27 protein-coding genes, 2 tRNA genes and 1 pseudogene are annotated in these 26791 nt (G+C 67.2%); 12 read left to right on the top strand and 18 right to left on the bottom strand.

From position 1 onward, the window contains the following. Positions 1 to 7: 7 nt before the first annotated feature. Genes AB0L70_RS03035 through AB0L70_RS03020 form a run of 4 tightly spaced genes read left to right on the top strand, consistent with a single transcriptional unit; the run spans position 8 to position 4142 of the window. The gene (locus AB0L70_RS03035; RefSeq protein WP_363679308.1) at positions 8 to 1528 is read left to right on the top strand and encodes an ABC transporter substrate-binding protein; all 1521 of its coding nucleotides are present in this window, start codon (positions 8 to 10) and stop codon (positions 1526 to 1528) included. After that, the gene (locus AB0L70_RS03030; RefSeq protein ID WP_363679306.1) at positions 1525 to 2550 is read left to right on the top strand and encodes an ABC transporter ATP-binding protein; all 1026 of its coding nucleotides are present in this window, start codon (positions 1525 to 1527) and stop codon (positions 2548 to 2550) included. The genes AB0L70_RS03035 and AB0L70_RS03030 overlap by 4 nt, the downstream gene beginning before the upstream one ends. After that, positions 2534 to 3301, top strand: coding sequence for an ABC transporter ATP-binding protein (locus AB0L70_RS03025; protein ID WP_363679304.1), 768 nt, complete (start codon positions 2534 to 2536; stop codon positions 3299 to 3301). Before AB0L70_RS03030 ends, AB0L70_RS03025 begins: the two co-directional genes overlap by 17 nt. 34 nt (positions 3302 to 3335) lie before the next feature. Further along, positions 3336 to 4142, top strand: coding sequence for an LLM class flavin-dependent oxidoreductase (locus AB0L70_RS03020; RefSeq protein ID WP_363679302.1), 807 nt, complete (start codon positions 3336 to 3338; stop codon positions 4140 to 4142). Positions 4143 to 4184: 42 nt separating this feature from the next. Here the strand turns inward: AB0L70_RS03020 and AB0L70_RS03015 are convergent, their stop codons facing one another. Further along, entirely contained in the window at positions 4185 to 5129 is a 945-nt protein-coding gene (locus tag AB0L70_RS03015; RefSeq protein ID WP_363679300.1) for an AsnC family transcriptional regulator, read from the bottom strand. 84 nt (positions 5130 to 5213) lie between these two features. Here AB0L70_RS03015 and AB0L70_RS03010 point away from each other — a divergent pair, with 84 nt between their 5' ends. Further along, positions 5214 to 6035 carry an NAD(P)H-binding protein gene (locus AB0L70_RS03010; RefSeq protein ID WP_363679298.1) on the top strand — a complete coding sequence of 274 codons (822 nt, stop codon included), beginning with the start codon at positions 5214 to 5216 and terminating at the stop codon, positions 6033 to 6035. Between the two features lie 21 nt (positions 6036 to 6056). On the opposite strand, the gene AB0L70_RS03005 is transcribed toward AB0L70_RS03010, so the two are convergent. The 3 genes from AB0L70_RS03005 to AB0L70_RS02995 form a co-directional block, all read right to left on the bottom strand. After that, positions 6057 to 6332 (bottom strand): SRPBCC domain-containing protein, encoded by a 276-nt coding sequence (locus AB0L70_RS03005; RefSeq protein WP_363679296.1) that lies wholly within the window; start codon positions 6330 to 6332, stop codon positions 6057 to 6059. A 93-nt stretch (positions 6333 to 6425) separates the two neighbouring features. Continuing rightward, complete coding sequence (locus tag AB0L70_RS03000) at positions 6426 to 6902, bottom strand: hypothetical protein (protein ID WP_363679294.1); 477 nt, start codon at positions 6900 to 6902, stop codon at positions 6426 to 6428. 115 nt (positions 6903 to 7017) lie between these two features. Then, on the bottom strand, positions 7018 to 8430 hold the full coding sequence (locus tag AB0L70_RS02995; RefSeq protein WP_363679292.1) for a PLP-dependent aminotransferase family protein: 1413 nt from the start codon (positions 8428 to 8430) through the stop codon (positions 7018 to 7020). A 69-nt stretch (positions 8431 to 8499) separates the two neighbouring features. On the opposite strand from AB0L70_RS02995, the gene AB0L70_RS02990 reads away from it, so the two are divergent. Next, complete coding sequence (locus AB0L70_RS02990) at positions 8500 to 8907, top strand: VOC family protein (RefSeq protein ID WP_363679290.1); 408 nt, start codon at positions 8500 to 8502, stop codon at positions 8905 to 8907. Between the two features lie 114 nt (positions 8908 to 9021). On the opposite strand, the gene AB0L70_RS02985 is transcribed toward AB0L70_RS02990, so the two are convergent. Next, on the bottom strand, positions 9022 to 9474 hold the full coding sequence (locus tag AB0L70_RS02985; RefSeq protein ID WP_363679288.1) for a hypothetical protein: 453 nt from the start codon (positions 9472 to 9474) through the stop codon (positions 9022 to 9024). Positions 9475 to 9646: 172 nt separating this feature from the next. On the opposite strand from AB0L70_RS02985, the pseudogene AB0L70_RS02980 reads away from it, so the two are divergent. Beyond that, positions 9647 to 9784: pseudogene (locus AB0L70_RS02980) on the top strand (ClpX C4-type zinc finger protein); the annotation flags it as partial. 229 nt (positions 9785 to 10013) lie between these two features. After that, entirely contained in the window at positions 10014 to 10571 is a 558-nt protein-coding gene (locus tag AB0L70_RS02975) for a GNAT family N-acetyltransferase (protein WP_363679286.1), read from the top strand. Between the two features lie 444 nt (positions 10572 to 11015). Here the strand turns inward: AB0L70_RS02975 and AB0L70_RS02970 are convergent, their stop codons facing one another. The 3 genes from AB0L70_RS02970 to AB0L70_RS02960 form a co-directional block, all read right to left on the bottom strand. Beyond that, positions 11016 to 12383 carry a hypothetical protein gene (locus AB0L70_RS02970; protein WP_363679284.1) on the bottom strand — a complete coding sequence of 456 codons (1368 nt, stop codon included), beginning with the start codon at positions 12381 to 12383 and terminating at the stop codon, positions 11016 to 11018. A gap of 172 nt (positions 12384 to 12555) precedes the next feature. Then, positions 12556 to 13329, bottom strand: coding sequence for an HAD family phosphatase (locus AB0L70_RS02965; RefSeq protein WP_363679282.1), 774 nt, complete (start codon positions 13327 to 13329; stop codon positions 12556 to 12558). After that, entirely contained in the window at positions 13235 to 13693 is a 459-nt protein-coding gene (locus AB0L70_RS02960) for a hypothetical protein (RefSeq protein ID WP_363679280.1), read from the bottom strand. Before AB0L70_RS02960 ends, AB0L70_RS02965 begins: the two co-directional genes overlap by 95 nt. Before the next feature lie 35 nt (positions 13694 to 13728). Here AB0L70_RS02960 and AB0L70_RS02955 point away from each other — a divergent pair, with 35 nt between their 5' ends. Further along, entirely contained in the window at positions 13729 to 14421 is a 693-nt protein-coding gene (locus AB0L70_RS02955; protein WP_363679278.1) for a site-specific integrase, read from the top strand. Here the strand turns inward: AB0L70_RS02955 and AB0L70_RS02950 are convergent. From AB0L70_RS02950 to gyrB, 6 genes are all read right to left on the bottom strand, one after another. Continuing rightward, positions 14400 to 14475, bottom strand: a tRNA-Ala gene (locus tag AB0L70_RS02950). The two genes, AB0L70_RS02955 and AB0L70_RS02950, sit on opposite strands and share 22 nt — an antisense overlap. Positions 14476 to 14491: 16 nt before the next feature. Further along, a complete protein-coding gene (locus AB0L70_RS02945; protein WP_363679963.1) occupies positions 14492 to 14620 on the bottom strand; it encodes a DLW-39 family protein in 129 nt (42 codons plus the stop codon). A gap of 41 nt (positions 14621 to 14661) precedes the next feature. Next, a tRNA-Ile gene (locus AB0L70_RS02940) sits at positions 14662 to 14735 on the bottom strand. Between the two features lie 96 nt (positions 14736 to 14831). Further along, positions 14832 to 15740 carry a DUF3566 domain-containing protein gene (locus AB0L70_RS02935; protein ID WP_363679276.1) on the bottom strand — a complete coding sequence of 303 codons (909 nt, stop codon included), beginning with the start codon at positions 15738 to 15740 and terminating at the stop codon, positions 14832 to 14834. A 3-nt stretch (positions 15741 to 15743) separates the two neighbouring features. After that, complete coding sequence (gene gyrA, locus AB0L70_RS02930) at positions 15744 to 18422, bottom strand: DNA gyrase subunit A (RefSeq protein ID WP_363679273.1); 2679 nt, start codon at positions 18420 to 18422, stop codon at positions 15744 to 15746. Positions 18423 to 18501: 79 nt separating this feature from the next. Then, positions 18502 to 20478, bottom strand: a complete 1977-nt coding sequence (gene gyrB / locus AB0L70_RS02925; protein WP_363679961.1) for a DNA topoisomerase (ATP-hydrolyzing) subunit B — start codon at positions 20476 to 20478, stop codon at positions 18502 to 18504. A 445-nt stretch (positions 20479 to 20923) separates the two neighbouring features. Here gyrB and AB0L70_RS02920 point away from each other — a divergent pair, with 445 nt between their 5' ends. Genes AB0L70_RS02920 through AB0L70_RS02910 form a run of 3 tightly spaced genes read left to right on the top strand, consistent with a single transcriptional unit; the run spans position 20924 to position 22724 of the window. Next, positions 20924 to 21568: a hypothetical protein gene (locus AB0L70_RS02920; RefSeq protein WP_363679271.1), complete on the top strand. Its 645-nt coding sequence runs from the start codon at positions 20924 to 20926 to the stop codon at positions 21566 to 21568. Continuing rightward, entirely contained in the window at positions 21565 to 22170 is a 606-nt protein-coding gene (locus AB0L70_RS02915) for a hypothetical protein (protein ID WP_363679269.1), read from the top strand. The genes AB0L70_RS02920 and AB0L70_RS02915 overlap by 4 nt, the downstream gene beginning before the upstream one ends. Continuing rightward, on the top strand, positions 22167 to 22724 hold the full coding sequence (locus AB0L70_RS02910; RefSeq protein ID WP_363679267.1) for a hypothetical protein: 558 nt from the start codon (positions 22167 to 22169) through the stop codon (positions 22722 to 22724). The genes AB0L70_RS02915 and AB0L70_RS02910 overlap by 4 nt, the downstream gene beginning before the upstream one ends. Before the next feature lie 19 nt (positions 22725 to 22743). Here the strand turns inward: AB0L70_RS02910 and AB0L70_RS02905 are convergent, their stop codons facing one another. From AB0L70_RS02905 to gnd, 4 genes are read right to left on the bottom strand one after another with little or no spacing between them, the layout of a single operon-like run. Then, positions 22744 to 24090, bottom strand: a complete 1347-nt coding sequence (locus tag AB0L70_RS02905; protein ID WP_363679265.1) for a hypothetical protein — start codon at positions 24088 to 24090, stop codon at positions 22744 to 22746. Between the two features lie 57 nt (positions 24091 to 24147). Beyond that, positions 24148 to 24726: a DciA family protein gene (locus AB0L70_RS02900; RefSeq protein WP_363679263.1), complete on the bottom strand. Its 579-nt coding sequence runs from the start codon at positions 24724 to 24726 to the stop codon at positions 24148 to 24150. Then, positions 24719 to 25858 carry a DNA replication/repair protein RecF gene (gene recF / locus AB0L70_RS02895; RefSeq protein ID WP_363679261.1) on the bottom strand — a complete coding sequence of 380 codons (1140 nt, stop codon included), beginning with the start codon at positions 25856 to 25858 and terminating at the stop codon, positions 24719 to 24721. The genes AB0L70_RS02900 and recF overlap by 8 nt, the downstream gene beginning before the upstream one ends. 1 nt (position 25859) lies before the next feature. Then, positions 25860 to 26783, bottom strand: coding sequence for a phosphogluconate dehydrogenase (NAD(+)-dependent, decarboxylating) (gene gnd, locus AB0L70_RS02890; protein ID WP_363679259.1), 924 nt, complete (start codon positions 26781 to 26783; stop codon positions 25860 to 25862). Positions 26784 to 26791: the final 8 nt, after the last annotated feature.

The raw sequence follows: 26791 nt of genomic DNA, 5'->3' as shown, positions 1-26791 counted from the left end.
AAGAAACATGACACTTGCGCCAGTACTGACGCGGCGCGCGGCGCTAGCCGTCGCCCTCGCCGCCTCGATGGCTCTGACCGCGTGCTCGAGCGCGACCAGCGGGGGCGGCTCGGGGTCCGGCGGCGGTGAGGTCGTGATCGCCGGGACCTATCCGGTCGACAGCATCGACCCGGGTGGGCCGCAGGGTGGCGGCACCGGGCCCCAGATGGTCGAGCAGCAGCTGTTCAGCCGGCTGATCCGGACGAAGGCGGACGGCTCGGTCGAGGGCGACCTGGCTACCTCGTGGAAGCCCGACGCGACCGCGAAGACGTGGACGTTCACGCTGCGGCCCGGCGTGAAGTTCAGCGACGGCAAGGAATTGAAGGCCGCCGACGTGGTCGACTCCTTCAAGCGGTTCACCGACCTGAAGGGGACGAACGCGGCGAACTTCCCCGGGTACACGATGACGGCGCCGGCGGACAACACCGTCGTACTGACCGCGACGAAACCGGACGCCGCGATCCCGCGCAAGCTGGCCGTGTTCTTCGTCCTGCCGGCCGGGGTCGGAGCGAACGACACCGCGTTCTTCGACAAGCCGGTCGGGACCGGGCCGTTCAAGCTGGACAAGTTCAGCCCGAACGAGATCGTCCTGGTGCCGAACCCGGACTACTACGGCGGCGCACCGAAGGTCACCAAGGTGACGATCAAGAAGATGCCGGAGCTCGCGGCCCGGCTGACCGCGTTGCGTACCGGCGAGGCGGACGTGGTCTGGGGCATCCCGGACGACCAGTTGCCCGAGGTGCAGAAGGACTCCACGCTGAACGTCGAGGTGGTGCAGAGCTCGGCCGTCTTCACGATGTGGTTCAACTCGTCCACGCCGTCGCTCAAGGAGGCCGCCGTACGCCGGGCGATCTGGCAGGCGGTCGACTTCCCGACCATCATCAAGAAGCTCTACCCGCAGACCGGCTCGGTGTCCGACTCGGTCGTGTCGAAGCAGACCCTCGGGTACGTCGCGCAGCAACCGGTCGCCTATGACCCGGCTGCCGCGAAGGCGGCGCTGACAGCGGCCGGGTTCGACTTCGCGACGAAGCTGCGGCTGCAGTTCGCGAACGCCGAGTTCCGGCAGTTCAACCAGGCGGTCGTCTCCGACCTGCAGAAGATCGGCGTACAGGTCGACCTGCTGGAGAAGGAGCAGGCGGTCTTCACCAAGGACCTGCTCGCGCTGAACTGGGACATCAACTTCCAGCAGCTGTCCAACCCGATGCTCGATGCGGCCAACACGGTCGGGCGCCTCTACCCGTGCGCGGCCAAGCGGAACGGCTACTGCAACCCGGCGCTGGACAAGCTGATCAGCCAGGCCGCGGCCGCCACCGACGAGCAGGAGCGGGTCAAGCTGTACGGCGAGGCCCAGAAGATCATCTGGGGCGACGCGGTCGGGATGTTCCCGATGGCGGTCAAGTACGCCTACGCCTGGAACAAGCGGCTGAGCGGGTTCACCCCGGACCCGAACGGGCTGCCAGACTTCTCCAAGCTGCAGGTCAACTCTTGATCCGGGCCGAGACGTCGGTGGTGGCGCCTCCGCGCGCAGCGTCCGAGACCTTGCTGGAGGTGTCCGGGCTGGTCGTCGACCTGCCCGGGCGCTCCGGCGCGGTCCGGGTCGTCGACGGGGTGTCCTTCGACATCCCGGCGGCGACCACGGTCGGCCTGATCGGCGAGTCCGGGTCGGGCAAGACGATGACGGCGAACGCGCTGATCGGCCTCTTGCCCGACGACGCAACTCTGGACGGGTCGTTGCGCTGGCGCGGTGAAGAGTTGCTGCAGGCAAAGCCGGCCCGGCGCCGGGAGCTCCGCGGCCACGAGATCGCGATGATCTTCCAGGACCCGCTGGCCGCGCTGAACCCGACCCAGACGATCGGCCGCCAGGTCGGCGAGATCCTGCGCCGGTCCGGTTCGTCCCGTTCCGCCGTACGCCAGCGCGTGGTCAAGCTTCTCGACCGCGCCGGGATCCCGGAGCCGGCCGCGAAGTTGGGGAGCTTCCCGCACGAGTTCTCCGGCGGGATGCGGCAGCGGGCGATGATTGCGATGGCGTTGGCCGGCAGCCCGTCGCTGCTGCTAGCCGACGAGCCGACGACGGCTCTGGACGTGACCGTACAGGCCCGCATCCTCCGCCTGCTCCGATCCATCCAGGAGGACAGCGGTCTGGCCATGCTCCTGGTCAGCCACGACCTGCGGGTGATGGCCCACGTCGCCCACCAGGTCGTCGTCATGTACGCCGGTCGCGTCGCTGAGCGTGGACCTACTTCGTCGGTACTGCACACGCCCGCCCATCCGTACACACGGGCGCTGGTCGACAGCGTTCCCGCCGTACGGACCAAGACGGCGCTCGCACATCCGCTGCCGGGGACTCCGGCGACTCCCGCCAACCGGCCGGGCGGGTGTGCCTTTCACCCTCGCTGTCCGCTGGCTCAGGACCGCTGCCGCACCGAGCAGCCGGTGTTGCGTGCCGTCGCGCCTGATCGCTGGACCGCCTGCCACTTCGCGGAGAAGGTGCTCGATGACCGCACTGCTTGATGTCCGCGACCTCCGAGTCACCTTCGGCCCGCGCCGGCGGCCGTTCGTCGCGGTGGGCGGCGTCAGCCTGACCGTCGGCGCGAATGAGACCCTCGGCCTGGTGGGGGAGTCCGGCTCCGGCAAGACCACCGTGGCCCGCTCGATCGTCGGGTTGGTCCGCCCGTTGTCGGGATCGGTGTCCTACGACGGCCGCGAGCTGCCGTACGGCACCCGGCGCGGCGGCGAGCTGCAGCGCGCGATCCAGATGGTGTTCCAGGACCCGCGCTCGTCGCTCAACCCGCGGATGACGGTGGCGGCGATCATCGGCGAGGCGTGGCGTACGCATCCCGTGGCCGCTCCGACCGATCGGTCCGAGGCACTCGAGCAGCTACTCGCGGACGTCGGCCTGGATGCGGGCGTTGCGGGTCAGCGGGCGAGCCAGCTCTCCGGCGGTCAGTGCCAACGCGTCAGCCTGGCCCGCGCTTTGGCCGTGAAGCCACGGCTGCTGGTCTGCGACGAAGCTGTCTCGGCGCTGGACGTCTCGGTCCAGGCCCAGATCCTGCGGTTGCTGGACGACCTGCGGCAACGCCACAACCTGTCGATGCTGTTCATCTCCCACGACCTCGGCGTCGTCCACCAGATCGCGGACCGCATCGCCGTGATGCGCCGCGGCGTACTGGTGGAAGAGGGGCCGGCTGGTGAGGTGCTGGGGTCGCCGCAGCATGAGTACACCCAGAGCCTGCTGGATGCTGCGCTCGAATTGAACGCTTAGGAATAGGGGACCCGAGGTCCCGGTTGGCGCAGGTATGAGTCTTGAAATCGGAGTGATCCTGCCGACGTCGACGCCGGACCCGAGCCAGCCGATTCTCGGGGATGTGCGGGAGAGCGCACGGTTCGCCGAGGAGGTCGGGCTGGACTCGGTCTGGTCGACGGATCATCTGATCGCAAGTGGGCCGATGCTGGACAGTTCCGTCGTACTGGCGACGGCCGCGGCGGTGACCGAGCGGATCACGGTCGGATTCAACGTGATGCTGCTGGCGTTGCGGCCGGTGGCGTGGGCGGCGAAACAGGTGAACTCGCTGCAGCTGCTGTCGAACGACCGGCTCGTGCTGGGCGTTGGCACAGGGAATCCGGCGCACGGGGACATCGGTTGGCGAGCTGCCGGAGTGGAGTTCTCCGAGCGTGGTCGCCGTACGGACGAAGCCCTCGAGGTACTGCGGGATCTCATCGCGGGGAAGCCGACGCGGCTGGCCGACGGCCTCGAGGTGGCTCTCGCACCCGGATCGAAGGTGCCCCCGATCGTTGTCGCGGGCAACGGCACGCGCACACACCGACGGGCCGCGGCGTACGGCGACGGCTGGGCGACGATCGCCATGACACCTTCCGAGATCCGGACAAACCTTGCCCGGATCAACGAACTCGCCTCCGATCTGCACAGGACTGCTTTGAAGGCAACAGTCGTCGCGCCCCACCTCGATGCCGACGTGAACCGCGCGACCGAACAGTTGGCCGAGTACGCCGCCGCCGGCACCGAACGCGTGATCCTCCCACCAACCGGCAACTGGCACCACGACTACGAGCAAGCAGCCGAACTCCGCACAGCACTCAACTGAGCCTTCTCCGTTCGCCGCCCAGGTGACAGCGGCGAGGAGTGATCAGGGGAGTGGGGTTTGGAAGGCCTTGATGGTGCGGAGGACGGGTGCGGTCTCGAGGGTGTTGATTCCTGGGAGGGCGCCGATGCGTTCGGTGAGGTAGCGGTAGAGGTGGGCCGAGTCGCGGCAGATGGTGTGGGCGACGAGGTTGGTCGGCCCGGTGGTGACGGCGGTGAACGAGATCTCCGGGTGCTCCGTGAGTACGTCGACCGTCTCGACCAGGTCTGTGGGACGGACCGACATCCACAGACGCGCCTCAGCTCGGTAGCCGAGCGCTGACGGCGGGAGCTCAACCTCGAACCCGAGTACGCCGGTACGCCGGAGTTGGTCCAGCCGGCGCGCGACCGTCGAGGTCGACCATCCGGTGACCGGAGCCAGCTGGGCGTACGTCGCCCTCCCGTCCACGGCCAGGTGCTGGAGGAGTTGATGGTCCGGCGGCTCGAGGACGATCTCTTCATCGGTCGGCTCGGGGCGTTGCAGGCGGGCGGTCTGCGCCACGGACAGCTGCTCGATCGCGGCCCAGCGGGGCGGCCGGGTCGAGCCAGGGAGGAGTTCGTGGGCGGTGACGTCGACACTGCGGGGCAGCTTGTCGATCAACAGTTGCTCATCGCTGGCCGGCTGACAGTTGCACGAGATCTCGGTGCCGCCGGACAGGATATGGATCCAATAGGTGTCGGCCCGCCGAGCCAGGGCGGTCGCGATGGGCCCCGCGGCCTCTGGGGTACACCGGATCCGGATCGTCCAGGACCGCCGGCCCAGCCGTAATCCATTGACCACGCCGACGACCCGAAGAACGCCGTACGCCCGGAGCCGTCGATATCGGCGAGCCACTGTGTGCTCCGAGACGCCCAGGAGCTCGCCGACGAGGCTGAACGGGACCCGGCCGTCGATCGTCAACGCGTGCACGAGACCACGATCGATCTGGTCCAACGTGATGGATTCGGCCACGCTCGTACCCTAGTCGGCGCCGGATCAACCCACGATCTGCGTGATTCCTGGCCGCCGCTCGATGCTGCGGCGACTGTTTGCGTCATGAAGATCTTGGTAACCGGCGCGACCGGCACCGTCGGACGGCACGTGGTCGACGGCCTGCACGCAGCCGGCATCGACGTACGAGCGTTGTCGCGCAACCCCACGTCCGCACGGTTGATCGGTGGCGACTTGTCCGATCCGGCCTCGGTGCAGTCCGCAGCCGAAGGAGTCGATGCGGTCTACCTGATGTGGCCGTTCTTCAGTTCGGATGCGGCTGCCGACGTAGTGAAGGTCCTCGCCGGCCGGCGGATCGTGCTCCTCTCATCCGGCGCGGTCGACGGGCGCATTCCCGCGGCCGAACCCATCGCACGCCTCCACCGCGAGGTCGAGAACGCCGTCGTCGACGCCACCGACGAATGGACGATCCTGCGCCCCGGCGGATTCGCCGCGAACGCTCTCGACTGGGCCGCCTCGATCCGCACCGAGGGAGTGGTCCGTGGCGCGGCTCCCGATGCAGCCGGCGCCTGGGTCCACGAGTCCGACCTCGCCACAGTCGCCATCCGCGCTCTCCTCGAGCCTCACCACGTCCGCCGTCACTACACGCTCACCGGCCCCGAGATCCTGACCATGGCCGAGCAACTCGAAGTCATCGCCACCGTCATCAACCGCGACCTCCACTGGATCCACCAATCCCCAGCCGAGGCCGTTGCCCAGTTCATCACCGCCGGCTGGCCCCCGCCGTACGCCGAAACCGCCGTGGCGATCCAGCAACAACTGGCTTCGGTGGCGCCCACCATCACAACGACAGTCGCCGACCTGACCGGCGTACCCGCCCGCCCCTTCCACCAATGGGTCCGCGACAACCGCCACGCCTTCACGTGACGGTCGGCGGAGGGTGTCGGCTCAGTCCGGGTAGGCGATGTGGATGTCGTTCGGGCTCGGGGTGCCTTTGCCGGTCTCGATCATCGACTTGAGGCTCATCAGGTAGGTCGCCCATTTCGTGCTGCAGTGATGCATGAACTCCACCGGCTTCTCCCAGCCGCGGTGCGCGAACAGGACGATCGTGTACTCCCCGTCCGCGCGAAGGTCCCACTCGACCGTCGTCCCGATCCACTCGTCCGGACCGTCGACGACCTTCCAGAGCACCCGCTCGGACGGCCGCAGCTCCTGCACCTCCATGGCGAAACCGCTCGATTCCCACTCTGTGCAGGATGTCTACCATCGTGAATACTCCCGTTGCTCAGATCTTTGTTTGGACAGTTCGGCTGGTGCTCAACTCGGCGCCTCGAGGTAGGTTCCCTGGTCGAGGACGGCGAGCCAGTGGCCGCGCTTGTAGGTGTAGGTGACGGTGGTCAGTGCACGCTGGTGGTACTCGATCGACGGGATGTCGTAGACGGCGTCGTACACGATGACCGCCGTACTGCATCCGTCGAGTTGCCGGGACAGTTCGGTCCATGACCAGATGGCCCACTTGCGGTCGAAATGGGTCTTCGCGCCGGCCATGATCTGGTCGATGCCGTAGGCAACTTCGCCGCTGGGATCGACGCTGATCGCGTCGTTGTCGTGTACTGCGCGCCACCGGTCGGCCTTGAAGTCGCGGAACGACTCCATGTCCTGACGTTGAGCGGCGTCGAACTGCGCGGCACACCGCCGGTCGTTGTGGCTTGTGACCGCACTTGGCGCGAGCGGTGCTACGACGGTTGCGCCGACCGCCACGGCACCGGCGAGGTGCTTGAGCGTGAATCGCATCGTTGCCTCATCTGCTGATCGTCGTCATGAACTGACGCTCAGCACGTTAGGCAGGCCCGGAACCGATGCCACGGGCCACGACCGCACAGGCTGACCTGGGCAGGTCGCGAATTGATCACGGCGACAGGACTTTGTGCAGCCGCTGCAGTCCTTCGGCGATCAGCTCCGGCCGAATACCGCCGTACCCGACGAGCAGGCCGTTCCGTCGTTGCGTCATCGCGAACCTCGACACAGATTCGACCGCGACTCCAGCGCTTCTGGCGCTGGCTACCACCGCCTTGTCGTCCGGACCGCCGGGCGGGATCGCGGCGGAGAGATGGAGACCGGCCGATGACGGAACCAGCTCGAGGAGGCCGGTGAAGTCGCGGCCCAGGATCTCGGCGACTGCATGGTGGCGTTCGGCGTACCGGACCCGCATCCGCCGGATGTGGCGCGCCAATGAGCCGTCGGCCACGAAGCGGGCGAGCGCGGCCTGCATCGGAGCGGCCGTGTGCCAGTCCGTGAGTTGCTTGGCCTTCGTGAACGCGGTCCGCAGCGCGGGTGGGGAGATCAGGAAACCTAGCCGCAGCGTCGGTAGCAGTACCTTCGATAACGATGCCGCGTAGATCACCCGGCCGTGCGGGTCGAGGCTGTACAGCGGCTCGAGCGGGCGTCCGGCGTACCTGAACTCGCTGTCGTAGTCGTCCTCGAAGATCACCGCCCCGGTGCGTTCTGCCCACTGCAGGAGAGCCAGTCGACGCGAGAGGGACATCGGCATGCCCAGGGGAAATTGGTGTGACGGCGTCACGTACACGAGCCGCGCGTCGTTCGGCAGGGCGTCGACGACAAGACCTTCGCGATCAACCGGAACACCGATCACGCGGGCGCCGGCCGAGCTGAACAGCAGGCGCGGCGGGTCGTACCCCGGATCCTCGACCGCCACGATGTCGCCCGGTTCGAGCAACACCTTCGCCGTCAGGTCGACTGCCTGCTGACTGCCGCTGGTGACGATCACGTCATCCACCGCCGCGTGCACGCCACGCGACACCGCGATGTGCCGGGCGAGCGCCTCCCGCAGCGCCAGGAGGCCGACCGGCGCGATGTGGGCTCCACGCCCGACACCGCGTGGACGCAGCTCGTCGGCGACGAGGCGACGCCAAGTGGAGTACGGGAATTCGCTCGCATCTGGAAGACCGGCCCGGAAGTCGTACTCCGGCGACGCGATCGAGAGATCGTCGAACTCGGGAATCTCATCCCACACTGGTCTGGCCCGTAGCGGCGTACTCCGTGCGACCCGATCCGCCTGGACCGGCACACTGCCGACCCTGGTGCCGACGCCGGGTCGACTGGTCAGGAACCCCTCGGCAACCAGTCGGTCATACGCCACGGCGACCGTGTTGCGAGATACCTCGAGAAGACTGGACAACTCGCGCGTCGACGGTACGGCGGCACCGGCGGGAAGCTCGCCGTCCAGGATCCGGCGGCGGATCTGACTGTAGATCTGCGCACCCAGGTTCTGACGCCCCACAAGCTTGAGGTGCAGCTCCACCTCGCCACTCTAGGACGTGCACCGGTCCGGTCCTCGACAACCAGCCCACCTGCACGTGAGGTTGGAGAGATGAATCCTCGGATCGGCCTCGGTGCTTTGACGATCACGGCGGAGCACCCGCGCGAACTGGCCCGCTTCTACGCCAAGCTCCTCGGCTGGAACTACCGCCGCGACGAGCAAGCCAGACCCGGCGAACCACCGAACGCCGGCTGGGCCCTGGTCTGCCCGCCGACTGGTGTGACCGGCCCCGCCCTCAACTTCGACTACGACCCCGGCTTCCGCCGCCCCGTCTGGCCCACCACCCCCGGCGAACAAAACCCCACCATCCACCTCGACCTGGGCGTCGACGACCTGGACGCGACCATCAACTGGGCCACCGAATGCGGCGCGACAGTCGCCGACCTCCAACCCCGCCCCAACGAGCACCGGGTAATGATCGACCCCGAAGGCCACCCCTTCTGCCTCTGCCGCTCCTGACGAGCACATGAAAAGCCGGCCTCCTGAGAGACCGGTCCGCCTTGCTGTCGGCGGGTCTAGCATCCGCGACTGCTAGACCTGACGCCGTTCCAGTGGTGCCGCTTGCGGTTGCTGCTACGAGGTGACGGTGATGTTGTCGATGATGAGAGCCTCGCCGCCGCGCTCCAGATACACCCAGATCTTGTAGGTGTTTCCTTCCGGCAGGTCGCCGGTGCTCCAGCGGCTGGTGTACGGGGAATTGTGCCCGCTGGTGGTCGCGTAGCGACCGTCTCCCATGCTCGCCTCCACGCCCCAGCCATCAGCCTTCGAGTCAGTCACCCGGAAGGCGTCACCGGGGTTGCTGCCATTGGGGTCCTGGCTCCACTGGAACTTGCCCACGACGTCGCCGTAATAGAGAGTCCAGGTCTGTACGCCGCTCGCAGTGGTGCTCGCGACGAGCCTGGCAGTCAGTTTCGGGCTCACCGTGGCCGCATCGGCGCTACTCGCGCCGAGACTCAACACCCCACCGGCCAGCACCGCCGCCGACGTCACCACGGAGACCGCCCTCCGCCGAACATTGATCTTCATACCGTTCCTTTTCTTCGACTGACTATCGCCAGTACGTCAACAATGTACGAAGCGGGAACGTACTCCTGCGCCGGACCTCGTGCCACCCAGTTATCCAGCCCACGACCGGGTTGATTGACGCCCACGTCTGTCAGGCATAGCCTGACAACGACGTCAGGGAGTGCCTGACACGATGGGGGTTGTCATGCCGGACACCGTGATGCGTTGCTCGTTCTGCGCCAAGGACAAGAGTGAGGTGCAGCGGCTCATCGCCGGTCCCTCCGTCTTCATCTGCGACGAGTGCGTCGGCCTGTGCGAGGAGATCCTGCGCGGCCGGCCCACGTCGTCCTTCCCCGCACTGGACGGCAAGACCGACGAGGACCTCCTGGCCGAGATGACCCGCCTCGACGCGTCCCGCGGCCAGGTCGAGCGCGCCGTACAGGACCGGGCCCTCCTCCTCCGCACCCGCTCCGTCACCTGGACCCGCATCGGCGAAGCCCTCAACATCACCCGCCAATCAGCCTGGGAACGCTTCTCCAACGAGGACTGAGCGAACCGTCATGACGGAATGGATCGCGCGCGACTACGCCTCGACAGACGAGACAAGCTGGTTGCGTTGCCGCGTTCTCGCCCTTCTTGACACGAACTACTACGACGATGTCGCGACAGTAAAGCCCAGCCGCGAAGCAGGTCTCGAGCTCGTGGCAACCATCGGCGATCAAGTCATCGGGCTCCTGGATGCGAGCATGACAGGTAGCGAGTCAACGATCGAGACGATCGCGATCCACCCCGACCACCGCCGGCTCGGCGTCGGTCAACGCCTCCTCAAAGAGATCTGCGACCGGCTGCAAACCCGCGGAGCTACACAGGTCGACGCCTGGACCCGAGACGACCAGGGAACGCTGGCCTGGTACCGATCCCAAGGCTTCGAGCAAAAGATGCGCTACCTACATGTCTACGCGTCCAACCCAACGGAAGCCGCCCAAGCCTTCGCCGCACAGCCAAACCTGACCCCGTACGCCGGCTTCTTCCACGCCTGGGAAGAACACGAGAACGCCCTGCGCACCCAGTTCAGCCGCGTCTACTCATGCCGCCAATTCGTAAAGCCCCTCAGCTAGCTGACTTCGCCGAACGCATCCACCCCGTCCCGCGGAGCCCAGGCTCCAGCATGGCCTGCCGAACCACTGATGCTGATCCCACGAGACAACACCGGCCGGCTCCCCGCAGCACAACCTCGGTCTCGGTCATAACGCCCGGACACTACGCCACAGCTCGCAGCAGATCGCCGTACTCGTGACCGTTGTTGACCAGTACGACGACCTGCATCGCGCGGCATCTCCGGGTGGTCGATCTGAGATGCTCACCGCATGGGCAGCTCGTGGCGGTCGGGTCGCATGGGTCGGGAAGCGTCCTGCTGCTAGGCTCCGGCGAGGACGGCGCCCCAGCGCCGCCCGCAGCCGGGGCCGCGCGCCGAAGGCGCGCCCTCGATCCATAAGAGCTATATCCGGCAGAGAGTCCGCGGAGCTGGCGTCATCCGTCGTCAGACGGCGGGGGTATCGTGATCAGGCTGCGGGCTCAGCGTCGGAATCCGCTCCGTCATCGACACTCGAGTCGGGCTTCTGGCCACGCACCGCGCGACCGGCCACAGTGTCCGGGTTCGTCAGCGCTCGTACGGCAGCGGAGCCAAGTTCCTTCGCCCCCGACGCTGCGAGGGTGAACTCGTCGTCGCTCGTGCGCCGGACTTTGCCCGCGATTCCCTGCCAAGCCGGCCCGACGCGCCAGTCGATCTCGCCGAGGAAGCGCTTGTGCTGGTCCTGCTTCGGCATGTTGACCTCGAACCACGGGTTGCCCATCACGCCGAGAGCGACCTTGACCGGCATGGCGCGCACGACGCGATCCTTGTCGGTGAACACGCTGGCGTCGCGAGTCCCGTCGGACAACGTGTCCGCGTCGAAGTGGTCGAGCACGTGACCGAACCACGCGATGCCCGCCTCGACCAGTCGGTCGTAGTCCTTAGGGTCTTTGATCACGTCATCAACCGATGCGCTCGACACTGCCTTGCTGAAGCTACCGAGACCGAGTCCGCGGATCATTGTGATGGCCTGGCCGATGACCAAATGCTTGTGCTCGGCCTGAGCCACAGCCGTCGCCGTCCGGCCGGTCGTCACCAACGGAACGTTCAGGCCCCCGAAGATGTCCTTCGCTGCTCGGGTCCACAGGTCACGGATATTGAGGGCCTCGGTCTCGTTCCGTGTCATGGTCACGCCTTTACCGTTGAGGTCAGCGTAAATCTGTCCCATCGCGTCTGTGGGGATGCCGTGGATGACGTCGACAGAGACGAGCGTGGCACGGAGCTTCTCCTGCTTGGTGCCCGACAGCTTCGAGTTGGTGGACAAGGCACGGCGAATCGCGAGAAGACGAGACTCACCGTCAGCCTCCATCGCCTTCTTGGCCCGGTCGATGGTGTAGATGTAGAACTCGCCGCCCATGTAGGCGTTGAAGTCCTTCTGCTGCGCGCCCTCAAGTTGTTCGGGCCAGTAGATCGTGAACGCGGGCAGTGTTGCCTCGAGCGGCGGGGTGTTGAGGAACGGGCCTTCGATGTAGCGCTGGAGGTCGCCGGTCGCGTTCTGGTACTTGCGCGTGGGGCTCCAGGCTTCCGGCCGGCGTTCGGACCTTTTCTCGCCAGTCTCAGGATCGACGATCCTGACCGTCTTCATCGCACGATGAAAGAACTCACGCTGGATCTCGCCCCGAGCCTTGATCAGCTCGGCCACCCGATCGTTCAGGTGGTCAAAGCTCTCACCGGCGACCTCCTTCGGCTCGAACGCCATGCCGGGGATAGTGAGATCCACCAGCATCGAGATCGGGAGGACGGTGTTGAACTTGTTGTCGTCGAGGCGGATTCCGCCCAACTGCATGGGGATTGCCATGGATAAACTCCTTCTGTTCGGCCGAGGCGGTCCCGTTCTCCCGGCTAGGACGTCGGGGCCGTCTCGGTTGACTACCTCGAGGCAGCGTAGCGAGTCGCCTCGAGGTATTCAATACTTCCCTCGAGGCAAATTCGCGCGCTGCGGGAAGTGCTGCTCGTGGCTGCGACCTCCGCTAGTTGGCGCGGATCGCCTCGGTGAGTTCGTCGAGGTGGGCGACCACGGCACCGGCTCCAGCGGCGGCGAGGTCGTCGGCCTTGCCGGGCTTGTTGGCGTAGCCGATGCTCGCGGCTCCGATCGCTCGGGCCGCCTGTACGTCGGTGGGCTGGTCGCCGATCAGAGTGCAGGCGTCGGGCTCCACATCTAGGGCCTGGGCGGCTCGCTCGATCAGGTGCGGGCTGGGCTTCATGAGACCGGGGTCGAACGGGTCGCGAGCCTCGATGTGCTGGACGAGGTCGGCCAGGCCGACGCGGTCGAGGTAGGCGCGGACCGATGCTCCGGTGTTGTTGCTGACGATCGCGAGCGGCCGACCAACGTCGCGGCATGCTGTCAGGAAGGCGTCTACGCCTGGCGTAGGTGTGGCGCTCTCGACGGCCTTGATCTCGGCGGTTTGGAGTGCGGCCTCGACCTGGCGGGCCAGCTCCGCGGAGACCTCGGATGCGGTCAGGAACTCGTGTGGACTGGTGATCGCGGACATGGCCGGCGGGAGCTCGTCGACCTGGTCGAGCGCGAGGGCGCGCAGTTCATCGGTGATCTGTGGCGCGGGGTATCCGGCGAACACCGAGCAGACCGGGCCGTCGAAGTCGAGCAGGATGACGGGACTGCGGCGCAGGATGACGGTCAGCGCTCGACGGTCACGGCTCGTAGGTCCTGCCGAGCGTTCCCCAGAGACTGTCGAACCAACGGCGCGCCTGGTCGACGTACTGCGAACCGGTGGCGCGGTCGTCATCGCTGACGGAGTGATGGAACAGGACGGTGTCTTTGCCGACGGCATCGAAGATGGGCACCGTCTCGCCCTCGATCTCGACCTCTCGCTCGACGACCGGGTAGAAGCCGAAGAACACCTCCTCGTCGTTCAGGAGGTACATCTTGAACATCATCGGCAGAGGGATGACGCGGGCTGTCACGTCGACCTTCTGGACCAGGCCGAGCTCGCCGAGCTCACGGACTGCTTCCACGATCTGTCCGGCCGACCGACGAGCGATGCTCGCGACCCGCTCGCGGACTGCGGGGTCATCACCTGGCTCGGAACCGGCGCGCGACGGCACCGCCACCGGCTGGGACATGTCCGACAGCATCAGCCGGATCGTCACCGACTCTGGAGTCAGACGGCCGCGAGGTCCTCCGGGTGGTCGACGCCATGCCGCCACGCCTGCGGATGATGGCGCTGCTGGCCACCTTCACGAGCCTGCGATTTGGCGAGCTGGCCGCACTCGCCCGCCGCAACGTCGATGTGTCCACAGGGTTTGTCACAGTCGTGGAGAACCAAGCCCAACTGAGCAACGGCGAGCTGTTCTTGAAGGACCCGAAATCGGCAGCCGGTCGGCGAGCTGTGCCCGTCCCGGATGATCTGCTGGACGAGCTGAAGCAGCACCTGGCCGAGTACGCCGAACCGGGAGACGGCGGCCGTGTGTTCATCGGCCCGAAGGGTGGCAAGCTCCGGCGTCAGAACTTCCGGAAGATCTGGATCAAGGCGCTCGCGGACTCGAAGGTCCAGCCGGTGCACTTCCACGATCTCCGGCACACCGGGAACCAGTTCGCCGCCGATGACGGTGCCAGCCTGCGGGAGCTGATGGAGCGGATGGGGCACGCCAGCCCGCGTGCGGCCATGATCTACCTGCACGTCTCGAAGGGCCGCTCCCGGCACATCGCCGACAGGCTCAGCGCCCGGCTGCGGGAGGCTCGTCCGAAGACTGGGGACGATGAGCTAGGGCACGCGGAGGGCACGCCGCCTCTGAACGAGGCAAGGGAGGACGGTGGCGTGAGCCGAGAATCGCGCTCTGACCTGCATGAACGCTTTGGTGGAGACGAGGGGACTTGAACCCCTAACCCCTGCCTTGCAAAGGCAGTGCTCTGCCAGTTGAGCTACGCCCCCGGGAACGGGGTGGTGGTCAGCGGCCCGGGGTGACCGGGTCGACGGCCTCGGCCCAGAGGTCCTTCTCGGCGCGGGACTGCTGGGTCTTCTTGAAGACGAAGTATCCACCGATGCCGGCCAGTAGCACCAGCAGGAGCTTTCTCAGCACTGGGACTCCTCGGAATCGGGTTCACATCGTGGTGGGGGTGGGCCTAACTGGACTTGAACCAGTGACCTCTGCCTTATCAGGGCAGCGCTCTAACCGTCTGAGCTATAGGCCCGCACTGCGGGTTTCGAACCCGGGAGAGATTACCGCACCAAGTGCTCTACTCCCAAACCGGTTACGGCCGGGCTCGACGGAGCCCGGCCGGATCCGATCAGTCCTCCGACGCCAGCGTGACTTCGAGGCCGCCGAGCAGCGTGGCGGCGATGTTGTAGAGGAAGGATCCGAGCGTCGCCAGCGCGGTGATGATGAGCACATCCGCGCACGCGAGCAGGGTGGTGAAGCCCATCACCTTGCCGGTGTTGATGTAGTTCTCGATCCGGAACGGCTCGGCCGTCGGTGTGCCGAGCACCTCCTGGACGGTGCTGTTGATGTTGTCGAACACCCCGGCCGCACCGATCGCGGACCAGATGATGAAGACCGCGACCCAGGTCACGATGCCGAAGGCGATCGCGAGCAGGAACGACGTCTTCATCACCGACCACGGGTCGACCCGGGACATCCGCAGCCGCGCCTTGCGGGTCTGCGGCCGGCTCGAGGCCTTCGGCTCCCGCTCGGCCTTCGCCGCGAGCCGGGCCTCGGTCCTGTCGGCCTTGTCCGGCTTCGCCGCCTTCACCGAGGCGGCCTTGTCGAGCACCGCCTGACGCGCCGCGCTCACCCGGTCGCCGAACGACTCCGTCTTCGCCTCGGTCTGTCCGTACGACGAAGCCGCGGACGGACCGCCCGCCGGCGGGGCCGGCGTGTGGGTGGGGGACCAGGGCTCCGGTCGGCCAGGCGTACTCGGCGTCGTCCCGGGGCGAACCGGCTGCTGCGGACGCACGGGAGCCGCACCGGCACCCGCCGTACCCGCTGAGCTGGGCCGCTGCTGCGGGCGGACATCCGGCCGTTGGCCGTTCGGTGTACCGGTTCTGGGCTGGCCGTTGCCGCTGGTGGCGGCTCCGGAACGACCGTTGGAGGCCGGTGTGGCCGGTCCGGTGGACTGCTTCCCGCCCTGAGCTGTTCGCTGGGCCTTGGAATTGTCCGCCGCACCTTCGGGCCAGGTCGGCCTCGCGCGGTTGGTCATCAGTTACCCCTCCTGGCCGGCTTCGTCGCCTTCGACGGTAGCCGCGCCGTCGACGTCCGTCGAACGCTGGTCATCTTTCTGGACGCTCTCAGGGGTGGTTTCGGTTGTCGATCCGTCCACATCCTGAACACCAGCGCTCTCCGCACCAGCCTCTGTACCCGCTTCCGGGTCCTCGGACTCCTCCCCGGCGAGCTCGCCGACCACGGTCAGATCCGTGTTCCGGGCGATCGCGACCACCGCGTCGGACTCGCCGACCCCGGCGAACCGGACCCCCATCGTGTCCCGGCCCTTGACCGGCACGCTGTCGACCCGGCTGCGGACCACCTGGCCGCTCGTCTTGATCGCGAGAACCTGGTCCTCGTCGACCACGATCAGCGCGCCGACCAGCGAGCCACGCTCGTCGTTCAGCTTGACCGCCTTGATGCCGAGACCGCCGCGGCCCTGCTGCCGGTACTCCGAGACCTTCGAGCGCTTCGCGTACCCGGCATCGGTCACGGTGAAGACGAACTGCGTGTCCTCGTCCGCGCCGGCCCGGATCACCGACATCGACAGCAACTCGTCGCCGGAACGGAACTTCATCCCGGTGACGCCGGAGGTGGCCCGGCCCATCGGGCGGAGCTGGTCGTCGTTCGCGGTGAAGCGGATCGACTGGCCCTTGCGGGACACCAGCAGCAGGTCGTCCTCGGCGGTGGCCAGGTCGGCGCCGATCAGCTCGTCGTCGTCCTCGCGGAAGTTGACCGCGATGATGCCGCTCTGCCGGGCCGAGTCGTAGTCGGTCAGCGCCGTCTTCTTGACCAGACCACGCTTGGTCGCGAGGACCAGGTAGTCGGCCTGCTCGTAGTCGCGCAGCGTCAGCACCTGCGCGATGTCCTCGTCCGGCTGGAACGAGAGCAGGCCGGCGACGTGCGAGCCCTTCGCGTCCCGCGCGGACTCGGGCAGCTGCCACACCTTGGCCCGGTAGACCCGGCCCTTGGTGGTGAAGAACAGCATCCAGTGGTGGTTCGTGGTCGCGAAGAAGTGGCTGATCTCGTCCTCGGCCCGCAACTGCGCACCCCGGACGCCCTTCCCGCCACGGTTCTGCGTCCGGTACAGGTCGGTCTTGGTCCGCTTCGCGTAGCCGCCGCGGGTGATGGTGACGACGACGTCCTCGTCCGGCACCAGGTCCTGGACGGACAGGTCGCCGTCGGCCGCGATGATCTCGGTCCGCCGCTCGTCGCCGTACTTGTCGACGATCTCGGCGAGCTCGTCCTTGACGATGGTCCGCTGCCGCTCGGGGCTGGCCAGGATGTCCTCGAGGTCGGCGATGATCGCCTCGAGCTCCTGCAACCGCTCGATGATCTTCTGCCGCTCCAGTGCGGCCAGCCGGCGCAGCTGCATGTCCAGGATCGCCTGCGCCTGGATCTCGTCGATGTCGAGCAGCTGGATCAGGCCGGTGCGCGCCTCGTCCACGTCCGGGCTACGCCGGATCAGCGCGATCACCTCGTCGAGGGCATCCAGCGCCTTCACGTAACCGCGGTAGATGTGCGCGTTCTTCTCTGCCTCGCGCAACCGGAAGCGGGTCCGCCGCTGGATGACCTCGATCTGGTGGTCGATCCAGTGGCTGATGAACAGGTTCACGCTCAGAGTGCGCGGTACGCCGTCAACCAGCGCCAGCATGTTGCACCCGAAGGTGTCCTGCAGCTGGGTGTGCTTGTAGAGGTTGTTCAGTACGACGCGTGGCTGCGCGTCCCGCTTCAGTACGACGACCAGCCGCTGGCCGGTCCGGGACGAGCTGTCATCGCGGATGTCGGCGATCCCGCTCATCTTGCCGGTGTTCACCAGCTCGGCGATCTTCAGCGCCAGGTTGTCCGGGTTGACCATGTACGGCAGCTCGGTGACGACCAGACTGGTCCGGCCCTTGGCGTCTTCCTCGATGTTGACGACCGCCCGCATCGTGACCGAACCACGGCCGGTGCGGTAGGCGTCGTCGATGCCCTTGTAGCCGACGATCAAGGCGCCGTTCGGGAAGTCCGGGCCCTTGATGGACTGCAGGCAGGCGTCGAGCAACTCCTCGGGGGTCGCGTCCGGGTGCTCCAGCGCCCAGTTGACCGCGGCGGCGACCTCGCGCAGGTTGTGCGGCGGGATGTTCGTCGCCATCCCGACCGCGATCCCGGACGAGCCGTTCACCAACAGGTTCGGGAAGCGGGCCGGCAGGATCACCGGCTCCTGCGACTTGCCGTCGTAGTTGGGCCGGAAGTCGACCGTGTCCTGGTCGATGTCGCGGACCATCTCCATCGCCAGCGGCGCCATCCGGCACTCGGTGTACCGCATCGCGGCCGCCGGGTCGTTGCCCGGGGAACCGAAGTTGCCCTGGCCCTGGATCAGCGGCGCCCGCATCACCCACGGCTGCGCCAACCGGACCAGGGTGTCGTAGATCGCCGAGTCGCCGTGCGGGTGGTACTGACCCATCACGTCACCGACGATGCGGGAACACTTGTTGAAACCACGGTCCGGCCGGTAGCCGCCGTCGTACATCGCGTAGAGGATGCGGCGGTGCACCGGCTTGAGGCCGTCGCGGACCTCGGGGAGGGCGCGGCCGACGATCACGGCCATCGCGTAGTCGAGGTACGACTGCTGCATCTCGGTCTGCAGGTCGAGGGGCTCGACCCGGTCGTGGCCCGGGGAGGTGGGGGTCTCCGTCATGAAAAACTCGTCCCGTTCAAGTCAGTACGTCGGTGAGTGGCGCAAGGGATCGTGGCCCGGGGCAACGGACCACGACCCGTCAGATGTCGAGGAAACGAACGTCCTTGGCGTTGCGCTGGATGAAGTTGCGCCGCGCCTCGATGTCGTCGCCCATCAGCGTCTGGAACGTCTCGTCGGCGCGGATCGCGTCGTCCAGGGTGATCTGCAGCAGCACCCGGCTGGCCGGATCCATCGTGGTGTCCCACAGCTCGTTCGCGTTCATCTCGCCCAGACCCTTGTAGCGCTGGATCGGGTTCTCCTTGGGCAGCTTGCGGCCGGCCTCGGCACCGGCCTCGAGCAGGCCGTCCCGCTCCCGGTCGGTGTACGCGAGCTCGTCGGCGTGGTTGCTCCAGCGGATCTTGTACAGCGGTGGCTGCGCGGCGTACACGCGGCCACGCTCGATCAGCGGGCGCATGAACCGGAACAGCAGCGTCAGCAGCAGGGTCCGGATGTGCTGGCCGTCGACGTCGGCGTCGGCCATGATCACGATCTTGTGGTACCGGAGCTTGTCCTCGTCGAAGTCCTCGTGGATGCCGGTGCCGAGCGCGGAGATGATCGCCTGGACCTCGTTGTTCTGCAGGACCTTGTCGATCCGGGCCTTCTCGACGTTCAGGATCTTGCCGCGGATCGGCAGGATGGCCTGGAACTTCGGGTCCCGGCCGCCCTTCGCGGAGCCACCGGCCGAGTCACCCTCGACGATGTAGACCTCGCACTCCTCCGGGTTGGTCGACTGGCAGTCGGCCAGCTTGCCCGGAAGACCGCCACCACCGAGCAGACCCTTGCGGTTGCGGGCCAGGTCGCGCGCCTTGCGGGCCGCGATCCGCGCGCTCGCCGCGGCGGTCGCCTTGCGGATGATCTCGCGACCCTCGGCCGGGTTCTGCTCGAACCAGGCGCCGAGCCGGTCGTTCACGACCCGCTGGACGAAGCCCTTCACCTCGGTGTTGCCGAGCTTGGTCTTGGTCTGGCCCTCGAACTGCGGCTCGGCGAGCTTGACCGAGAGGATCGCGGTCAGGCCCTCCCGGATGTCGTCACCGGTGAGCCGGTCCTCCTTCTTCTTGATCATGCCCTGGTCCTCGCCGAACGAGTTGACCAGTGAGGTGAGCGCGGCCCGGAAGCCTTCCTCGTGGGTGCCACCCTCGTGGGTGTTGATTGCGTTCGCGAAGGTGTGCACGGACTCCTGGAACGAGCCGCTCCACTGCAGGGCCACCTCGAGACTCATGCTGTTCTCGCCGTTGGCCGCGGCCTCGAACGAGATCACGTCGCGGTGCACGGTCTCGCGGATGCCGGTCAGGTACTTCACGTAGTCGACCAGGCCGTTGTCGGCCTTGAACGCCTGCTCGACCGGGTGACCGTCCTCGGTGTGGTCCGGACGCTCGTCCCGGATCACGATCTCGAGGCCCTTGTTCAGGAAGGCCATCTCGCGGAACCGGGTGGCCAGCGTCTCGTAGGAGTACGTCGTGGTCTCGAAGACGTCCGGGTCCGCCCAGAAGGTCACGGTGGTCCCGTTCGCCTCCGACGTACCGATCTCGGCGAGGTCCTCGTCCGGGACGCCGTGCGTGAAGGTCTGGGTGTACAGCTTGCCCTTGAGCTTCACGTCGACGCGGAGCTTGCTGGACAGCGCGTTCACCACGGAGACACCGACGCCGTGCAGACCGCCGGACACCTTGTATCCACCGCCGCCGAACTTGCCGCCGGCGTGCAGGACCGTCAGCACGACGGTCACGGCCGGCTTGCCCTCGGACTCGACGATGTCGACCGGGATGCCACGGCCGTTGTCCTCGACGCGGATGGCGCCGTCGGGCAGCATCGTCACGACGATGCGGTCGCCGTACCCAGCCATCGCCTCGTCGACTGCGTTGTCGACCACCTCCGTGACGAGGTGGTGCAGACCACGCTCACCGGTGGACCCGATGTACATACCCGGTCGCTTCCGGACCGCGTCCAGACCTTCCAGGACCTGGATGGCACTCGCGTCGTACTCACGCTCGACGACGTTCGACGGGATCGCGTCGAGCATCGCGGGGAGTTCCTCGGGGGGTGCGGTGGTGCCGGTGGGGTCGGCGGACTGGTTGGCGTCGATCTCGGTCGGCTCGTCGGTCACCGGCTGTTGTCCTCCTCGGACCCCGCGTACGCGAGGCATCGTGCACAGTGGAAACCGCCCTCTACAGTGTTGGTAGGGGTACGGCCTGCTCTACACCGTCCATCTTACCTGTCGAGCGAAGCAGAACCGGCCACCAGGCGCCCGAAACTCAGGGCAGGGCGTCTTTTCTCCCTCCTCGCCATGTCCCCACTCACGGGCGGGGGGCCTGAAAGCGCTCACGGGCACTCAGTGGCCTCCGGGGTCTTCACCACTGACGGTCTGGGTGACGAGACGCGACCTGCCGGTCCAGACCGGTAATCCGGGTCGCTCCAGGGCGGACGGGAAGGGCGCGACGCACCCGCGGCCCTTTAGGATCGCTGCCGTGGAAAGTCTGGACGACGTCATCGACGCCATGATCGCCGAGCGGGTGATCCACCGGCACCGGCGCAAGTGGCTGATCGCGCTCGCGGTCGTCCTCGTCGCCATCCTGGTCGTCCTGTTCACCGGTGGCTGGAAGGAGAAGCAGGGCCGCACGGTGCCGACTCTGTCGGCCGTGTCCGCTCCGGTGACCGTGACTGCCGGCCGCTGGGAGTTCACCTTCACCAAGGCCCAGATCGTCCGCACGCCGAAGGACGAGTACTCGGCGGCGAAGGCGGTGCTGAAGGTCTCCTTCGAGGCGAAGAACATCGACTCCGAGGAACACACCACGAATAGCGTCGAGGGCGGCCTGCTCCGGCTCGTCCCCGGCGGTGGCCAGGACAACATCGAGTCCAACGGCGGCACCTGCCGAGGCGTCCTCAACTGGCAGATCGTCTACGGTCTTCCCCCCGAGAGCTGCACCACCGAGTTCAAGATTCCCGCGGACTTCGCCGCCGACCAGATCGAGGTCGGTGTCATCGGCGAGCGGTACGAGTCCGACAACGGCGTACTCGGCGCGAGTGAGGATCCGTACTGGCACAACGACGAGCCGATCGCGGTCGTCCAGCTGAAGCCCACCGTCGTCATCGACACGGGGGAGGACAAGTGAAGCTGTACCGCCCCGCGACGATCGTCGTCGGCATCCTGTTCGTGCTGATCGGCGGCCTGACCCGCCTCGCCACCCCCGACCATGTCTACGACAAGCAGAACATGGAGGTCGTGGGCGGCACGATCGGCGAGGCACTCGACTACGGCGGCAGCGGCTCGACGGTGAAGATCACCCGGGTGAGGTTCGCCCAGTCGATCGTCGACGACGATGCGAACGACGACGACAAGGCGATCGAGACCAACGGTGTGTACGTCGCGCTCGAGTGGGACGTGGTCCGCGGCGTGAAGAAGCCGGACAACATCAAACCGACCCTGCTCGCCGACGGCGGCAGCGTGTACGAGCCGGTCGGCGGGATGAGCAACAGCAGCCTGGACATGCCCGATGCCGGCTTTGCCCGGACCGGCACGCTCGTGTTCGAGGTCAATCCCGCGGACGTGAAAAACCTGACTCTGAAACTGGAGCCGACCATGCTCTTCAACGTGCTGGGCTCCGAGATCCATGTCGACCTCGGCATCCCGACCGACGCGATCGCCCAGAAGCTCATCGACGACGCGGCGCCGCAGTACGTGGTGCCGAAGCCGGTGACCCGGGTGGCGTCGTGAGGACAGCGAGCCGGGCGTCCCGGTTGGCCGTACAGATCGCGTTGCTGGTCGCACTGCTGGCGTCGGCGTCCTACATGGTGCTGCGCACCTACCTGGACAACGACGAGGAGCTGTACCAGAACGGCCGCGTCAACGAGGTCATCAGCAAGGGACCTGTCCGGGTCGCGAACCTCGAGTGGAAGCTGGACTCGATCGAGGCCTACACGGCGCTGGTCGACAAGGACGGCGAGAAGGTCAGCCTGAGCCAGCCGGCCGGGAGCGTGGTCATCGTGGCCCTGCTCACGGTGACGGCACACGAGGGCGAGTACATCAAGGACGGTGGGTTCACCTGCTCGGCCGTACTGCGGGACGACCGGGGCAACACCTGGCAGGGTCAAGGCGCCTACGACTACAAGTTGCCGACGTCCTGCTCGGACGCCGATCACCCGTTCACCCTGAACAAGCCGGGTCAGATCGCGCAGGTGTACGTCGTACCCGAGACCGCGGTCCCGCATTTGAGCGGTGTGATCGTCGAGGACCTGGACGGGTACCGCCGCGTGATGATCACGCGGTAGTACGCCGTACCCGAGGTGATCAGGCGGTGGCCGGCTGCTGCTCGGCCGCCTTCTTCTTCTCGGACTTCTTCTGGGCCGCCTCGGCAGCCTCGGCGCGGACCTCGGTGCCGACCGAGATGCACAGGTCGAATGCGGCTGCCAGCAAGGCGATCCGGAGCGGCTCGAAGATGATGTCCTTGATCAGCCGCGCGATCTCGTGGTTCATCAGGCCCCAGTGCTGGCCGTGGATCCCGAGCAGCCGCTGGATCCCGACGAAGGCCCACTCGTCACCGAGCAGCCAGAACGTGTAGACCATGCAGACGACGCCGAGGAAGACCGGTCCGACCCGGACCAGCAGCCGGAACGCGTTCAGGGCCGGGTAGAACTTCTCCCGCAGACCACCGAGCAGCAGGTCGGGAGCCTTGTAGGTCAGCGCGGCGATGCGGTTCCGCTGCGGAGCCTCCGGGTCGACCTGGCCGCCGAGCCGGCGCTCCAGCCTGGTGCCCTTGAGAACACCGCCGCTGGACAGCACCCGGTGGCCGAAGACGACCGTGGTGATCGCCAGCCAGGTCAGCGGCTCGGCGACACCGAGCTTGAACAACGGCCAGAGCGACTCCCAGAAGAAGCCCCAGAGGAACTCGATACCGGCCGGCAGCGGGATCTTGATGTTCGCGAAGAAGTCCTTCAGGCCGTCCCACCAGTCCAGCGACCAGTACCAGAAGCTCCGCTCCTTGAACCACTCCTTGCCTTCGTCGATCGCGTACGGCGTGACGACGACGGTGAGGAGGATGAAGAAGGACTCGGCCCAGACCTGGGCGAACTTGACCGGGCGGCTCGGCCAGCGGTCGTCGACCGCCTGGAGCACCCGGCGGAGGACCAGCAGCGTGACCAGCGCCGGCAGGTACTTGTGCCACTCGTGGATGCCGAGCGTGAAGAACGCGGATCCACCCTGGACGCCGCGCCGAACCAGGTTGGTCGACGTGAGATCGCTGACCTGGTCGTCGAAGAAGCCCCACGCCGACCACACCGCCACCAGGGGGAGCAGCGTCAGCGCGAGCAGTTCGAGCAGGCCGCGCTCGGTCGGGTCGGAGGTCTCCTCACTCTCACTGCTGGCCGCGTCCCGCCAGCGGTAGAGCGAGTTCGCACACGTCCGGATCATGCCGACGGCCGCGATGATCTGCGCCAGCACGCCGATCGCGAACACCCCGGTGCCGAGACTGGAGTGCGCGTGCTCGGACAGCCAGATCGCGCTGTCGATGCAGACCTTGAAGACGACGAAACCGCCGATCCACCAGGTCGTCATGGGCAGCAGGTTGCGCCACCAGAGCCGGAACGTATCTCCGATCAGGTGGACCATCTCGCGGAAACCATCGACGATCGTGCGCATCGCGCCCGATCCTAAGGGAGCGTCGGGTCGCTGCGGCAACTCGCTCTCGGCAGGTGGTTAGCCGTAGGTGTCGCGGGGGCCGCGGCCGCCGCGGATGGTGCGGGGGCCCTTGCGCCAGCTGGGCGTGTGGGGGCCCTGAACGTTGACGCGGGTGACCGTGCCGTCGCCGAGTTCGGCGTTCAGGCGGCGGACCAGGTCGGGAGCGAGCAGCTTGAGCTGGGTGGCCCACGCGGTGGACGACGTACGCACGGTGAGCTCGGTGTCCTGGTACGACTCCGGCGTGCAGTGCTCCGCCATTTCAGGCCCGACGATCGACGGCCAGCGAGCCATCACGCCGTGTACAGCGACGTCGACCTCCCAGCCCTGGTCACGCATCAGCCGGCCGAGGGTGTTGGTCAGCTTCTGCGGATCGCGGTCGTCGGGGCGCGCGCTGCTGATCTGCGCGCCGTCGATCCGCGGCCGCCGGCGCCGCTTCATCGGTTTGACCGGGCTCATGCCCTTCAACCGGCCCGCGAGCGATTTCGCCAGGTCCAGGCCTTGCTTGTCGTGCTCGGGTTCTACCGCCGGATCCGGAGCGGCGTCGTTCCCAGCCTCGTTCTCAGGGCCGCTCTCAGAGGAATTCCGGGGTTCAGGCACGTTGAACGACCCCGTCACCGACGTCGAACCGCGCACCACTGAGCTCAGCGGGCACGTCCGCGCCGACCGCGGCGGTCACCAGCACCTGCTCCGCCGGCGCCACCAGCTCGGCCAGCCGGTCCCGGCGCTGGGTGTCGAGCTCGGCGAACACGTCGTCCAGGATCAGCACCGGCTCACCCCCGTCCGCTCGCAGCAGTTCGTACGACGCCAGCCGCAACGCCAGCGCGAACGACCAGGACTCACCGTGACTCGCATACCCCTTCGCAGGCAAGTCCCCGAGCCCGAGTACGACGTCATCGCGGTGCGGACCGACCAGCGACACGCCCCGATCGAGCTCGTCCTGCCGCTTGTCCCGGACCGCCTCCATCAATACCTCGGCCAGCTGCTCCCGTGACGTGACTCCGGGCTCGAGCGGGACCGACGACTTGTACTCGAGCCGGGCATCACCCTTGCCTCGGGCAACAGCGTCGTACGAGCTGGAGACCAACGGGCGCAGGGATTCCAGCAACTCCAACCGGGTGGCGAGTAGTTCCGAGCCGGTCCGGGCCAGGTTCGAATCCCAGACTTCCAGCGTGCGCAACTGTCCTTCGGCTGCGCTCGACCGGTTCTGCCGGCGGGCCATCGAGGCGCTGCGGAGCAACGAGTTCCGTTGCTTGAGCACCCGGTCGTAGTCCTGCCGGACTCCGGCCATCCGTGGCGACCGCAGCGTGAGCAACTCGTCCATGAACCGGCGCCGCTCGGACGGATCGCCTTTCACCAGGGCGAGATCCTCGGGCGCGAACAGTACCGTCCGGAGCAGACCGAGGACTTCCCGTGGCCGCGGCACCGGCGAACGGTTCACGCGAGCCCGATTTGCCCTCCCAGGATTGATTTCAAGCTCGATCACCACATCGCGGTCGTACTGACTGCGGACCTCGGTCCGCACGATCGCCCGGGTGGCGCCGGCCCGCACCAGCGGTGCGTCGTTCGCCACCCGGTGCGAACCGAGTGTCGCGGTGTAGTGGATCGCCTCGACCAGGTTGGTCTTGCCGTGGCCGTTCGGCCCGACGAAGGCCGTCACGCCCGGGGCGAGCTGGACCTCCGCCTGCTGGTAGGACCGGAAGTCGAGCAGACCCAGGGCGGTGACGAACACCTCAGTGCTTGATCGGGGGCGTCGCGTACGACGGGTCGGCGGACTCGGCACCCTTCACCGCGTGGCCGCCGAACTGGTTGCGCATCGCCGCGATCGCCTTCATCGCCGGCGAGTCGTCCTGCCGGGACGCGAACCGGGCGAACAGCGCCGCCGCAATGGCCGGCACCGGTACGGCGTTGTCGATCGCGGCCTCGACGGTCCACCGGCCTTCACCGGAGTCGTCGGCATACCCGCGGATCTTGTCCAGGTGGGTGTCTTCCTTGAGCGCGATCACCATCAGGTCCAGCAGCCAGGACCGGATCACGGTGCCCTCGCGCCAGGAGTCGAACGCGGCCGGCACGTTGTCCACGATGTCCGCGGCCTCGAGCAGCTCGAAGCCCTCGGCGTACGCCTGCATGATGCCGTACTCGATGCCGTTGTGGACCATCTTGGTGAAGTGGCCGGCGCCGACCTTGCCGGCGTGCACGAAGCCGAACTCGCCCTCGGGCTTGAGCGCTTCGAAGATCGGCATCGCGGTCGCGATGGTGTCCTGCTCGCCGCCGCACATCAGGGCGTAGCCGTTCTCCAGGCCCCAGACGCCGCCGGAGACACCGCAGTCGGCGAACTTGATGCCCTTCTCGGCGAGCTGCGCGGCCCGCCGGGTGTCATCGGTCCAACGGCTGTTGCCGCCGTCGATGACGATGTCGCCGGGCGAGAGCAGCTCGGCCAGCTCGGTGACGACCGGATCGATGGCCTGCACCGGCACCATGATCCAGACCACCTTCGGCTGGTCGGTGGCGGTGAGCTTCCCGACCAGGTCGGCCAGGTCCTTGGCATCGGAGATGTCCTGGTTGTGGTCGAACCCGACCACGGTGTGACCAGCGTTGCGAATCCGCTGGCGCATATTGCCGCCCATCTTGCCGAGACCGACAAGGCCGAGCTCCATGGCGATTT

The organism is Kribbella sp. NPDC051952 (assembly GCF_040680855.1).
GTDB lineage: Bacteria > Actinomycetota > Actinomycetes > Propionibacteriales > Kribbellaceae > Kribbella.
The sequence above is the reverse complement of the archived record's forward strand: the minus strand, read 5'-3'. Positions and strand labels throughout refer to the sequence as shown.

Excerpts from the sequence above, each read along its gene's own strand:
- AB0L70_RS03025 (WP_363679304.1), top strand. The coding sequence starts at position 2,534 with ATGACCGCACTGCTTGATGTCCGCGACCTCCGAGTCACCTTCGGCCCG.
- AB0L70_RS02975 (WP_363679286.1), top strand. The coding sequence starts at position 10,014 with ATGACGGAATGGATCGCGCGCGACTACGCCTCGACAGACGAGACAAGC.
- AB0L70_RS03010 (WP_363679298.1), top strand. The coding sequence starts at position 5,214 with ATGAAGATCTTGGTAACCGGCGCGACCGGCACCGTCGGACGGCACGTG.
- AB0L70_RS02985 (WP_363679288.1), bottom strand. The coding sequence starts at position 9,474 with ATGAAGATCAATGTTCGGCGGAGGGCGGTCTCCGTGGTGACGTCGGCG.
- gyrA (WP_363679273.1), bottom strand. The coding sequence starts at position 18,422 with ATGACGGAGACCCCCACCTCCCCGGGCCACGACCGGGTCGAGCCCCTC.
- gyrB (WP_363679961.1), bottom strand. The coding sequence starts at position 20,478 with ATGCTCGACGCGATCCCGTCGAACGTCGTCGAGCGTGAGTACGACGCG.
- AB0L70_RS02990 (WP_363679290.1), top strand. The coding sequence starts at position 8,500 with ATGAATCCTCGGATCGGCCTCGGTGCTTTGACGATCACGGCGGAGCAC.
- AB0L70_RS03000 (WP_363679294.1), bottom strand. The coding sequence starts at position 6,902 with ATGCGATTCACGCTCAAGCACCTCGCCGGTGCCGTGGCGGTCGGCGCA.
- gnd (WP_363679259.1), bottom strand. The coding sequence starts at position 26,783 with ATGGAGCTCGGCCTTGTCGGTCTCGGCAAGATGGGCGGCAATATGCGC.
- AB0L70_RS02935 (WP_363679276.1), bottom strand. The coding sequence starts at position 15,740 with ATGACCAACCGCGCGAGGCCGACCTGGCCCGAAGGTGCGGCGGACAAT.
- AB0L70_RS02970 (WP_363679284.1), bottom strand. The coding sequence starts at position 12,383 with ATGGCAATCCCCATGCAGTTGGGCGGAATCCGCCTCGACGACAACAAG.
- AB0L70_RS03035 (WP_363679308.1), top strand. The coding sequence starts at position 8 with ATGACACTTGCGCCAGTACTGACGCGGCGCGCGGCGCTAGCCGTCGCC.
- AB0L70_RS02965 (WP_363679282.1), bottom strand. The coding sequence starts at position 13,329 with ATGACGACCGCGCCACCGGTTCGCAGTACGTCGACCAGGCGCGCCGTT.
- AB0L70_RS03005 (WP_363679296.1), bottom strand. The coding sequence starts at position 6,332 with ATGGAGGTGCAGGAGCTGCGGCCGTCCGAGCGGGTGCTCTGGAAGGTC.
- AB0L70_RS03020 (WP_363679302.1), top strand. The coding sequence starts at position 3,336 with ATGAGTCTTGAAATCGGAGTGATCCTGCCGACGTCGACGCCGGACCCG.
- AB0L70_RS02905 (WP_363679265.1), bottom strand. The coding sequence starts at position 24,090 with ATGCGCACGATCGTCGATGGTTTCCGCGAGATGGTCCACCTGATCGGA.